A 12240-nucleotide genomic window follows, 5' to 3' on the forward strand; every position below is an offset into this window, starting at 1 on the left:
AAATGGTCAGCCTTAAATTTAACTTTGAAACAACTGCCAGCCATAAATTAAACCTGCCGCAGCCACTACCCAACATAGAGTTGCCAATCCTAGACACGACCACATCGACATGCGTGTTGCCAGCACATAAACAGCGACTAAATAAATGGCATAGGGAATAAGTGACCATAGACCAAACAGAGCCGTTTTTTGTAATGCTTCGGCTCCTTTTTGCTGAAAAACAATCACATGAGCAATCAAAGCAAAGGTAGGAAAAAGTGGGACTAAACCTGCAATATAAAATGCCTTACTTTTCGATAAAATCGAAATAATGAGGACAACCCCCGCCCCCAACATACACTTTAAAAATAACGCCCACATGCGCTGATCCTACCTGATCATTTCCATATCAAAACGCTGTATTGTGCGCTTTTCAGAGAAAATTAACAGCGACCAAAGCAATTAATGCAGGAATTGCCTGAATATAAATAATCTTTTTACTGGCAGTCAGACCGCCATAAATACCCGCAATGAGCACACAGCCTAAAAAGAAATTGGCAATGGATGTCGCAAACGGTGCATCTGCCAATAAAGACCAAAATAGACCCGCCGCTAAAAAACCATTATAAAGACCTTGGTTTTGTGCCATCACTTTGGTGAGTTTTGCTTTTTCTGCATTATTTCCAAAGGCTTTCATGCCATAAGGCTTGTCCCACAAAAACATCTCTAACACCAAAATGTAGACATGTAATATTGCGATAAGCGCAATGAATATTTGTCCAATCATACAATTTTCCTTTTTATTTTAAAGATATGAAAAAAGATCAGTCTCTCGACTGATCTTTTAGTATTTTACGGCTTTAACAACACTTTGCCTTGACGAGCACCTTGTGTTGCTCTTTGAGCGGCAGTTTTAATCTCATCAAAACTAAATACACCTTCTACAGGCAAGATTAATTTTTTCTGAGTCGCTAATGTTAATAGCTCAACGATCAGTTCTTTTTTACGAGTAGCTGGCATTTCTTTATTAACCACACTTGCCCAGAATCCTTTTACTGTCGCTTGTTTGAAAATTAGATCACCCGATGAAATCTGCATAGTTTCACCTGTCATACTGCCAAACGAAACGAGCAAGCTATTTTCACTGAGTAAGTGCAGCATTTCACCACTTGCACTTCCACCAATCGAGTCCACACCCGCAATGAGAGGTTGGTCACCATGAATCTGTTTAACTTGCTCTTTCCAGTTTGGCTGATCGGTTGCAACAACATGTTGAATATCTAATGCTTGCATTTCTGCGATTGCATCAGTACGACGAACCAGATTAATCACTGGTAAACCACGTGCCTGCGCAATCATCGCAACTGTTTTACCTACTGCACCATTTGCCGTGTTTTGAATGAGCCATTGACCTGGTTGAACATTTACGAAGTCCAATAGCATCAAGGCACTAATTGGCATACCAATCAGCTGTGCTGCTGTTTCGTCATCAATTTCATTATTAAGTGGAATAATCCCTTGAGCTGGTGCAATAAAGTATTCAGCCCAACTGCCATGAACGGCTGCAACTGCAATACGCTGCCCTACCTGTACATGAGTAACGCCTTCGCCCAGCGCATCAACAATACCAACGGCTTCACTACCACCAATCGCAGGTAAAGTTGGCTTGTAACCATAGCTTCCGCGTACTGTCCATACATCATGATTATGGATAGGAGACATAATTGTTTTAATACGCACTTCGCCTGCTTTCGGTTCTGGCTTTGGCATATCCGCCTGCTCTAAAACGTCTACAGGTTCGCCAAAATTACGATGGATAATACTTCGCATGCTTTATTATTCCTCTATCGGTTTTATGAGTTGTTGAGTAGTTTCTAGGGCTAGATGGAGATGTGCTTTGTCTTGCGACAATTTTGTGAGTAAAGCAGCACCTAACCATAACTGATACATGACTTGCGCAGTTTTTAAAGGCTCAACGTGTTTTGGAATTGAACCTTCTTGTTGGCCTTCCTTCAGTAATAAAGCCAAACGCTGCGTTAACTTGTACACGCCATCATTGAGAATTTGACGCATATCTTCCGACAAATCGGAAACCTCAGCTGCCAGCTTTACAATCAGACAGTTTTCAGCCCAGCTGCCATATACAGGATCATCAATCCACGCCTGCCACAACGCCATTAGCCGCGCATGGGCGCTTTGTTCACTGTGCTGCCAAAGTTGTTCCATACGAACTTTATAATTGGCCATGTATTGCTCTAGCAATGCACAACCAAACGCCTCTTTCGAAGCAAAATAGTGATAGAACGAACCTTTGGGTACGTCACAAGTCTTTAAAATTTCTTGCAAACCGACACCGACAAATCCTTTGTGTAATACCAGTTCAAAACTGGTATCCAAAATATGTTGTCGCGTGGTTTCGCTTTTATTTAATCGTTTCATGCAGACACCATACTCCACTATTAGACCAGTCGTCTAGTAAAATTATGTTGCTCATTAAAATTTGCTAAGAAGTAGAAATCAAAAGAGAGGAATGTTAAAAATACAACCTGATTATTTAAACAAATTTTGTCGATTGTCGTTTAACCGTCACAATTTGTCGCTTTAAATCATTTTGTACCACTTGAACAATTTTAAATCGTTATCATATATAAGGTCTGTTGTTTATAACCAGTCACACTGCACGAGACTGATCAAACAACACCTAAATTTTCATCAATACACAATTGAGATGTTTTATGAGCCAAAGTCATATCCGTATTCGAGGCGCACGTACCCATAATTTAAAAAATGTGTCTCTCGATATTCCACGCGATAAGTTTGTGGTAATTACGGGGTTATCAGGTTCAGGAAAATCTTCTCTTGCCTTCGATACCCTTTATGCCGAAGGACAACGCCGTTACGTCGAATCACTTTCGGCCTATGCGCGTCAGTTTTTATCGCAAATGGAAAAGCCTGAAGTCGACTCGATTGAAGGTTTATCACCAGCAATTGCTATTGAGCAAAAATCTACCAGTCATAACCCGCGTTCAACTGTTGGTACTATTACCGAAATTTATGACTATTTGCGTTTACTTTACGCACGTGTCGGCACACCTTACTGCCCTGAACACGACTTGCCAATGGTTGCGCAAACTATTTCTGAAATGGTTGATGCAGTAAAAACCCTTGAAGAAGGCACAGCACTCATGTTGCTTGCCCCAGTGGTTCGCGAACGTAAAGGTGAATACAGCAATCTGTTTGAACAACTGCAAGGTCAAGGTTTTGTTCGTGCTCGTGTAGATGGCGAAATCATTGATATTGATACGCCACCCGAACTCGACAAAAAGAAAAAGCACACTATCGAAGTTGTCGTTGACCGTTTCAAAGTACGCGAAGACTTAGGTAACCGTATTGCCGAATCATTTGAAACTGCATTACGTTTAGGTGGTGATATTGCGGTTTTGTCATGGATGAATGGCGAACACCCAGATCGCGTTTTTTCTGCCAAACACTCATGCCCTGAATGTGACCGTGCTGTAGCAGAGCTTGAGCCACGTTTATTTTCATTTAACAACCCGTTTGGTGCCTGCCCTGTTTGTGATGGTTTAGGTACACGCAGTCATTTTAGCTCTGAAAAGCTTATTCCTAATCCTGACCTTGCGATTAGTGAAGGTGCGATCCGTGGGTGGGATCGCCAGCGTCCATATTATTATTCGATGCTGCAAAAAGTTGCTGACCATTTTGGTTTAAAACTTGATACGCCTTGGAACCAGCTAGATAAAGATACTCAAAAGAAATTCTTACAAGGTACGGGCAAAGAAAAAGTCGATTTAAGTTATATCGATGAACGTGGCCGTAAACATACACGCGTACAACCATTTGAAGGAATTTTGCCCCATCTTGAACGTCGTTACCGTGAAACTGAAAGTAATTATGTACGAGATGATTTAGCTCAATATCTCTCGAATGCAGCGTGTGATGCATGTGATGGCTCACGTCTAAATGAAATTTCACGCCATGTTCGCGTTAAAGATAAAACCATTGCTGACATTACTCGCATGTCGATTGGTGATGCCGAAAATTATTATCAAGATTTAAATCTTGAAGGCGCTAAAGGTGAAATCGCCGATAAAATCTTTAAAGAGATTCGTGAGCGTTTACATTTCTTGGTGAGTGTGGGACTTAATTACTTAAGTTTAGCTCGTTCTGCCGAAACGTTATCGGGTGGTGAAGCACAGCGTATCCGTTTGGCCTCACAAATTGGTGCAGGTTTAATGGGTGTAATGTATGTACTTGATGAACCATCGATTGGCTTGCATCAACGTGATAATGATCGTCTATTACAAACCCTGATTCGCTTACGTGATTTAGGTAATACAGTATTAGTGGTTGAACACGATGAGGATGCGATTCGTGCAGCCGACCATATTATTGATATCGGTCCAGGAGCTGGGATCCATGGTGGTGTAATTATTGCCGAAGGAACTTATGATGAATTGGCTAACCATGCTGACTCACTCACAGGTCAATACCTTTCAGGCAAACGCAAAATTGCAATACCAAAACAACGGACTCAATCACCACGTCCGGATGAATTCATCAAATTGTCTGGTGCAAGTGGTCATAACCTTAAAAATGTCGATTTAAAAATTCCGCTCGGCATTATGACTTGTGTGACTGGCGTTTCTGGTTCAGGAAAATCAACACTGATTAACCGTACTTTGCTTCCATTAGCAGCTACACAGCTCAACGGTGCAACGACGTTAACCGCGGAAAAGTTCGATTCGATTGATGGTCTTCAACATCTAGATAAAGTCGTTGATATTGACCAAAGCCCGATTGGACGTACACCACGCTCTAACCCTGCAACCTACACAGGTCTATTTACACCAATCCGTGAGTTATTTGCTCAAACACCAGAAGCAAAAGCCCGTGGTTATAGTGCAGGTCGTTTCTCGTTTAACGTGAAAGGTGGCCGCTGTGAAGCCTGTGAGGGCGACGGTATGATTAAAGTTGCGATGCACTTCTTGCCAGATATGTATGTGCCTTGCGATGCTTGTCATGGCAAACGTTATAATCGTGAAACACTTGAAGTAGGCTATAAAGGCAAAAACATTTCTGACGTTTTAGAAATGACCGTTGAAGATGCAGCTGAGTTCTTTAGTGCAATTCCTGTCATTCACCGCCGCTTAGAAACCTTAACGCAAGTGGGCCTTGGTTATATTCATTTAGGTCAAGCTGCAACTACACTCTCTGGTGGTGAAGCACAGCGTGTAAAACTTGCACGTGAATTAGCAAAACGAGATACGGGTAAAACTTTATATATCTTGGATGAGCCAACAACAGGCCTGCATTTCCATGATATTGCCAAGTTACTCGACATTTTGCATGAGCTACGTAACAAGGGTAATACCATTGTGGTGATTGAACATAACCTTGATGTGATTAAAACAGCAGACTGGGTTGTGGACTTAGGTCCAGAAGGTGGCTCAGGCGGTGGGATGATCATTGCCGAAGGTACACCTGAACAAGTGGCTGAGGTTGAGATTTCCCATACAGGTCGCTTCTTAAAACCGATGTTGAAGTAATTTATTGAATAAAAAAGCCGGAACTCATTTCCGGCTTTTTTTACCCCTCAACTGCATTTCGCCCTCGGGCTTTAGCTCTTAATAGTGAACGGTCAGCTTTCTCTAAGAGTTCGATCCAACTCATCGCTCCTATCGCAAAACCAATACTGACAGATACATGCAATTTTTCATTTAAACCCGATAAATCAATTTCATCTAAAGAAATGGCAATACGAATTTTCTCTGCTAAAAGCCGTGCATCTACAAATTGCATCTGTTCTAACAATATTAAAAATTCATCCCCACCATAACGAACAATTAAATCCGAACTCCGGATATTTTGCTTTAATTGCTCGGCAATACTGACAATGACTTGGTCTCCGACAATATGCCCATATTGGTCATTCACCTGTTTAAAACGATCAATATCTATAATCATTAAACAGGTTTGCGTAAATTTTTGAGGGTAACTCTCAACAATTTTTAAATATTCAGATAAAGCTAGACGATTGGACACACCAGTTAATGGATCGGTATTGGCAATATTTTTTAATTGAAATTCAAAAGCATCACGCTGTTGCAACATACGCTGTAATCGATCAATCGCTTCAAATAGGGAAAGAAATTCACCTTTTGTGGTGATATTCATCTCATCTGTCCAATGATCTGAACTATGCGATAAATCTAAAATCAAAGTCCTTGCTTTAATTAAAGGTGCAAATACTCTTCTTTGCGCATAATTAAGTGTAAGTAACGCTGTGGCTAAAGAAATTAAAGAAATCAATAACGTTAAAAGAAAACCATTTCGAGCAATCACATTTTCCTGAGTTGCAATCACTACACTTTCATCAAGAATATAACGTTGTAAATCAACTACAGTGGTAAATTTACCCACGATTGCTTCGGTTAACTGTGTACCATTTAAAAAATATGGCTCACCTTTTTGGCTTTCTTCTAATAGCTTTTCTACAATCGGGATACCCTGGTCTATAAACTCTGATTTCACTCGAGAATATAACCGACGGTATTCTGGCGTTTTTGCCTGTTCAGGCTGCAAAGTATCGACCAAAATCCACAAATATCTAGCTTGATGCTGAGTTTGTAAAGAACGTGCGCGATTAGTACTTGGAATTTCTTCATTAAAGCTCACAGGAGCAATAATATTTGAAGCCATCCGTCCTGCCTGATCGCGCATATCGGTCAAAACTATAATGAGCGTAAAGTAATTAGAAATACGGCTATCTTTACTTTTTAATTGCAGCATAAGTTTTTGCAGTATTTCTCTACAATTATCCCATACTCCAAACATCCCTAAAATGGCATTATCCATTTGGACTGAAGTTCTTGCTCCATATGGAATTTCACCATAATAATCGACCACATGCCGAGCTTGTCTAAGGTTTTCTTTGAGGTTGGTTTGAATCTCATTTGCTAATGAAACATAACCTGCTTGTTTTAAAATAAGAATACTTGTATCAATTTGATCGTCGACAATTAAGCGAAATTTTTTTAATTCTTGTTGATTCTTTAATAAATCATGAGGACTACTCGACATCATTTTATTGGCAGGAGCACGTTCCTTAGAAATTTTATAAGCAATATCGGCTACCGCTCTTAAACTTTTTATTTCGGCTAAGGCTTGCCTAGTTTTTATATAATCCTGATAACTTCCCACAATAAGGGGTATTGCCATGAATAATAAGGACAAAATAATAACCAGCATAAAAAAGAACAGTCGATTACTAATATGCTCTGAACGTAATCCTGACATTTTTAGCTGGTACTCCGTAAATGTCCTGCCACTTTTACTACTATGTAAATTAGGCTTAAATGCATCCTAGCATTTTAATAACTAGAATTTCATCAATAAACCCTTCATTTCTCTTTTAATAATTATATCGTTCTACATTTTAGTAAGCTTAAATTATAAACAGTATCGAAAAATTGAATGATTTTTATAAAAAAACTCTATTTTACAGATTAAAAATTTTTAGCAATGGTAATAAACGTATCTCGTTATCCTCTTGGATGCGCTTCTCCCAGCATCCACTGCCCAGCTTTAAGCTGGGTTCTTTTTAACCTACTATTATTTAAAATAAACTTCACGTAATTCTTATTATAGTTTTTAGATTTTCTTATAGATAAAAAAAAGCTCAACCTTGGGGAAAGCTGAGCTCGTAAATTCTGATGTGTTACACACATCGTATCTGGGAAAGCACTTTAAGTCCTAAAAACGTTAGGTAGTGAACTTTGCAATTGAATTATGTGACTTATCTCTACTTTTGTAAAGTTGATTAAATTAATCAGAATTAAAAATTTAATCGATTTTTCAACTTAAAATAGAGATTTCTTTTATTTTATTCACTTATATAATAATTAAGAATAGTTAAATTTTTTAGTTAAACTAATCTAAATATTGTTAACTATTCCTCAAAATATTACAAATTCGACAATAAAACGGTGTTTTTTTATTCACTTTGTAAACAATATTATACTTTTATTAATGGTAAAACCGATTATTACAATCTATTTTTCCAATCACTATTGTAATAACTTTTAAACATTTACATCTTCATTCTGTATGAAATATAATTATTAGCTTATTGTAAATGTTCATTTTTTTATCAGGTTGACAATTTACTTTTCATTTGATTAGTTTTTCACCAATTTTAACATAAGTGTCAAATATCTTTAACATTCCTTTTTTTCATTATTGACTTCATAAATTGTTACAATACAATGACCCCAGCTTTATCTCTTGTTATTGCTGGAAATGATTATGAAAAAACTTGGTTTAGCCACTGCTGTATTATTAGCCATGACCGGTGCTCATGCTTATCAATTTGAAGTTCAAGGTCAATCTGAATATGTTGACACAACTGCAAATGATAAAAACTTCACTGGTGACGTTGCTGGTACATACTATTTAAAAAATGTTGATACCGCTAAAGGTCCTTTAGCTGAAGCAGCTTTCTTGAACCAAGCTTCTAGCGTATCTTTAGGTTATAGCTACCAACAGTATGACCAAGGCAACGTAAACTACCACATTGGTACTTACGGTGTTAAAGGTGAGGCTTACGTACCTACTCCTTACCTTCCTGTATATGCTAGCGCAACTTACAACCACACTGATGTTGATGGTAAAAACAACTTCTCTAAAGATGACAACGGTGACCGTTATGCATTAGAAGTTGGTGCTATGTTGTTACCTAACTTCTTGATGACTGTTGGTTATACAAGCGTTGCTAACCAATTCGCTTTAGACAACTTTGGCATCATCAGCAACGGTATCTACTCTGCTGTAAACCAAACTGCTGCGATTCAAGATGACCAAGATGCTGTTACAGCACGTGCTAAATATGTAGGTCCAATCGATGGAACTAACATGGCAATTGGTTTTGAAGCTGCTGGTGCTTTCGGTCAAGAAAACCAATACGGTTTAAAAACTGACCTTTACTTAACTCCTAAGTTAAGTGTTGGCGCATCTTTCGTGGGTAACGATGGTTCAGCTGACATCAAAGGCAATGACCTTGGTGAATTCCGTCAAGCTTGGGGTGGTAACGTAAATTACTTCATTACTCCAGCTGTAGCAGTTGGTGCATCGTACATGAAAGCTGACGTTAAAAAGTCTAGCTACGATACACAAACTATCGGCTTAAATGCTAAATTCCGTTTCTAATTTAATTTAGAAATCGAATTAAAAAAGGACTCAGATGAGTCCTTTTTTTACATCTAAATATTAGCTTCGCACAATATTTAAGAAATACAGATGACGTTCATATTGATCAATAATGTCTTGAATTAAATCTTCTTGCGTCCAATCCATTACATCATAGTTCTGACCACCCTCTCTTAAGAACACCTCAGCTTGGAAATATTGCCCATCTTCGGCTTCCGTACGGCCAATTAAAAAACTTGGTGGCACTGTTTCACGTGGAACAACTTTATAAATAAAATTAATTTCATTGTGATGGTCTACCCTAAGTTGCATACCATCTTCAAGTTGGCTAATTGAAACTTCTAGATGACGGCGTCTCAATTCATGTTGAATATTTTCAAAGGCACGACCCACTTGCTTTTCAATATATTCACGTACTTCTTCTTCACTATGAGGATAGTGCATGATTAAACCCAAACGCTGTTGCCAGCTTCGTGGATTATGTATGGCACGTGGTGTAATGCGTGCTTCCTGAATGGCTGTCATTTTAGTGACATCAAGATGCAAGGCTCTTATTAACCCCCAACTCATTAAGAGCATAACGACAGTAAACGGTAATGCACTCATAATGATTGAAGCCTGAAGTGCGGCCAAACCACCGACTAGCAATAAAATAATTGCCAGTACAGCCATGAGTACCGTCCAGAACAATCTCTGCCAAGTTGGTGAATTTTCAGATTTAGCAGTTAAATAATCGGTAACCAATGCCCCAGAGTCAGCAGAAGTCACAAAAAATAAAACCACCAAGATAGTTGCCAATATATTCATTACCCCAGACCACGGTAAGTGACCCAGAAATTCAAATAATGCAACTGACGAATCTTGCTGAACAGCCTGAATTAATGTCGTTTGATGTTCATGAATAATGCTAAATAACGCAGCGTTTCCTAAAAAGCCCATCCAGATAATGGTAAAGCCTGTCGGAATAAGTAAAACCCCAACAATAAATTCTCGAATGGTACGACCACGGGAAACTCGGGCAATAAACATTCCAACGAATGGCGACCAAGAAATCCACCAAGCCCAGTACAAAATGGTCCAACCACCAATCCATCCATTTGGCTGATAAGCATATAAATTAAATGTCATGGTAAAAAGGTTAGAGATATATTGCCCAGTGTTTTGAATAGTCGTTTGAAGTAAATAAATACTCGGACCAGCAATAAAAACAAATACTAATAATATTAAAGCTAAAACTAAGTTTAGCTCTGATAAGCGTTTTACTCCCTTATCAAGACCTAGAAACACAGATAAAGACGCTAAAATACTCACAAAAATAATGAGTAGAACTTGAACATGTGTACTTTGTTCTACACCAAATAAATAATGTAGACCGGAGTTGATCTGGGTTACCCCAAAGCCAAGCGATGTCGCGACACCAAATACGGTTCCAATAGTTGCGAAAATATCGATACTATCGCCCCATGGACCATAAATCTTTTTCCCAATAAGAGGATAAAGTGCAGAGCGAGTCTTTAAAGGTAAATTATGCCGATAGGCAAAGTAAGCCAAAGCCAACCCAACTACAGCGTAAATTGCCCAAGCGTGTAACCCCCAATGGAAAAAGGTAACCCTTAGTGCTTGCTGTGCTGCCTCAATCGTTTGGGCCTCTCCACTTGGTGGAGTAACGTAATGCATGACGGGTTCAGCAACGCCGAAGAACATCAACCCAATCCCCATCCCTGCAGTAAACAGCATGGCGAACCAAGACCCATTATTATAATCAGGCTGGCTATGATCAGGCCCTAATTTAATACGTCCAATCGATGAACAGGCGATATAAATCAATAAGATGAGAAAGAAGGCAACAGATAAAACATAGAACCAGCTAAATGAATCAGTGATCCACTGTTTTAATTGCTGCGTTAAAAGCTCAAAAGAACTCGGAGCGATCACAACCACTGCTAAAAACAAAGCAATAATAATGACCGTACCAAAAAATACGTTAGGATTAACGTTTGCGAACCAACCGGACTGTTTGGAAGGCATAAATCCTCCATGTTATTTTAATGACGAGTGACAGGCTTAAATGCCGATAAGATATTCATAGAATGAACAAAGCTAGGGCTTTCAATAGAGAAAGCCGATGACACTCTAAATAAACTTAAAGAATATTGCAGTTACAAAGGTGTAAATAAATTAAAACACCTCCTACATTATTTATCTGAATTTTTTTTAGGGAGGTGGGTAATATATTGTAAAGCGATTAATCGAGTTACGATTAAGGCTAAATACATGACACCACAGAACATTTGAAGCATGGCTAAAACGCGCGCTTGTGGCGTGATGGGCATTAGATCGGATAAACCAGTAGCAGACTGCAAGCTAAAGCTTAGGAAGAGTAAATCTAGCCAAGTTTGTAATGGATGAGGGTTATTTGGATTTTGAAAGCTATAGGGAAAGACGAGCTGGCAAATGTTGTATAAAAATGCAAAACCCCATGCAATCAGTGTAAAGACTGCTGCCGCCGCAAATAATTCATCTCTTGTTAAATATCGGTCAGCAAACATATAACGAAATAAACCATAGGCTGCCGAAAAGTAGGCCAGAGCTTCACAGCTATGAGCAAATAGCTGAATATATAAATTGCTATAGCCCAATACAATAAGTACTGATGACAGAATTGCACCGCTCACAAAGGTTAAGCCTAAAAAAGTAAACATAGGCGTCTGACGAATAACTTTGGCAATCAATAATAAAGCAAGAACACCTAATGACCAGGTTAACGTTCGGTAAGGCAAACTATCCAATGTCAGCATGGCTAAAATCAATAAAATAAACTGAACGAGTAACAGCCATGCAGAAGGCAGTAAGCGAAAACTTGCCCAAAACTCAATAATAGATCGCATTATTATTTTCCTTGTCTCATTATGCTTTTTTGAGATTTAACAGATAATACTGTACACAAAATAGAGCAAACAAGTTGTTCTTTATTAATATCTAAACAGTAAATTGAAAATAAAAAAGTATAAAAAAAGCCCCGTAGGGCTTTTTAAA

Annotated in this window: 9 protein-coding genes; 2 read left to right on the top strand and 7 right to left on the bottom strand. The window is 38.7% G+C overall.

Translation table 11 applies throughout. From position 1 onward, the window contains the following. Window positions 1–18: 18 nt before the first annotated feature. From OD757_RS11930 to OD757_RS11945, 4 genes are all read right to left on the bottom strand, one after another. The gene (locus OD757_RS11930; RefSeq protein ID WP_263032007.1) at window positions 19–360 is read right to left on the bottom strand and encodes a GlpM family protein; all 342 of its coding nucleotides are present in this window, start codon (window positions 358–360) and stop codon (window positions 19–21) included. A 52-nt stretch (window positions 361–412) separates the two neighbouring features. After that, window positions 413–766: a DUF1304 domain-containing protein gene (locus tag OD757_RS11935; RefSeq protein WP_009391856.1), complete on the bottom strand. Its 354-nt coding sequence runs from the start codon at window positions 764–766 to the stop codon at window positions 413–415. A 65-nt stretch (window positions 767–831) separates the two neighbouring features. Further along, window positions 832–1809 (bottom strand): zinc-binding dehydrogenase, encoded by a 978-nt coding sequence (locus OD757_RS11940; protein WP_263032008.1) that lies wholly within the window; start codon window positions 1807–1809, stop codon window positions 832–834. 6 nt (window positions 1810–1815) lie between these two features. Next, complete coding sequence (locus tag OD757_RS11945) at window positions 1816–2418, bottom strand: TetR/AcrR family transcriptional regulator (protein WP_263032009.1); 603 nt, start codon at window positions 2416–2418, stop codon at window positions 1816–1818. A 296-nt stretch (window positions 2419–2714) separates the two neighbouring features. Between OD757_RS11945 and uvrA the strand changes: the two genes are divergently transcribed. Further along, on the top strand, window positions 2715–5546 hold the full coding sequence (uvrA, locus tag OD757_RS11950) for an excinuclease ABC subunit UvrA (protein WP_263032010.1): 2832 nt from the start codon (window positions 2715–2717) through the stop codon (window positions 5544–5546). A 40-nt stretch (window positions 5547–5586) separates the two neighbouring features. Here uvrA and OD757_RS11955 read toward each other — a convergent pair whose 3' ends face one another. Next, window positions 5587–7296: a GGDEF domain-containing protein gene (locus OD757_RS11955; RefSeq protein ID WP_263032011.1), complete on the bottom strand. Its 1710-nt coding sequence runs from the start codon at window positions 7294–7296 to the stop codon at window positions 5587–5589. Between the two features lie 1008 nt (window positions 7297–8304). Here OD757_RS11955 and omp33-36 point away from each other — a divergent pair. Next, the gene (omp33-36, locus tag OD757_RS11960; RefSeq protein WP_263032012.1) at window positions 8305–9204 is read left to right on the top strand and encodes a porin Omp33-36; all 900 of its coding nucleotides are present in this window, start codon (window positions 8305–8307) and stop codon (window positions 9202–9204) included. A 60-nt stretch (window positions 9205–9264) separates the two neighbouring features. Here the strand turns inward: omp33-36 and OD757_RS11965 are convergent, their stop codons facing one another. Together OD757_RS11965 and OD757_RS11970 are read right to left on the bottom strand one after the other, a co-directional pair. Beyond that, on the bottom strand, window positions 9265–11232 hold the full coding sequence (locus OD757_RS11965) for a BCCT family transporter (protein ID WP_009391861.1): 1968 nt from the start codon (window positions 11230–11232) through the stop codon (window positions 9265–9267). Window positions 11233–11399: 167 nt separating this feature from the next. Then, window positions 11400–12092 carry an ion channel gene (locus OD757_RS11970; RefSeq protein WP_009391849.1) on the bottom strand — a complete coding sequence of 231 codons (693 nt, stop codon included), beginning with the start codon at window positions 12090–12092 and terminating at the stop codon, window positions 11400–11402. Window positions 12093–12240: the final 148 nt, after the last annotated feature.

This window comes from Acinetobacter sp. AYS6, assembly GCF_025630795.1.
Taxonomy (GTDB): domain Bacteria; phylum Pseudomonadota; class Gammaproteobacteria; order Pseudomonadales; family Moraxellaceae; genus Acinetobacter.

Coding starts and splice junctions, on each gene's coding strand:
- OD757_RS11970 (WP_009391849.1), bottom strand. CDS start 12,092: ATGCGATCTATTATTGAGTTTTGGGCAAGTTTTCGCTTACTGCCTTCT.
- omp33-36 (WP_263032012.1), top strand. CDS start 8,305: ATGAAAAAACTTGGTTTAGCCACTGCTGTATTATTAGCCATGACCGGT.
- OD757_RS11955 (WP_263032011.1), bottom strand. CDS start 7,296: ATGTCAGGATTACGTTCAGAGCATATTAGTAATCGACTGTTCTTTTTT.
- OD757_RS11945 (WP_263032009.1), bottom strand. CDS start 2,418: ATGAAACGATTAAATAAAAGCGAAACCACGCGACAACATATTTTGGAT.
- OD757_RS11940 (WP_263032008.1), bottom strand. CDS start 1,809: ATGCGAAGTATTATCCATCGTAATTTTGGCGAACCTGTAGACGTTTTA.
- OD757_RS11935 (WP_009391856.1), bottom strand. CDS start 766: ATGATTGGACAAATATTCATTGCGCTTATCGCAATATTACATGTCTAC.
- OD757_RS11930 (WP_263032007.1), bottom strand. CDS start 360: ATGTGGGCGTTATTTTTAAAGTGTATGTTGGGGGCGGGGGTTGTCCTC.
- OD757_RS11965 (WP_009391861.1), bottom strand. CDS start 11,232: ATGCCTTCCAAACAGTCCGGTTGGTTCGCAAACGTTAATCCTAACGTA.
- uvrA (WP_263032010.1), top strand. CDS start 2,715: ATGAGCCAAAGTCATATCCGTATTCGAGGCGCACGTACCCATAATTTA.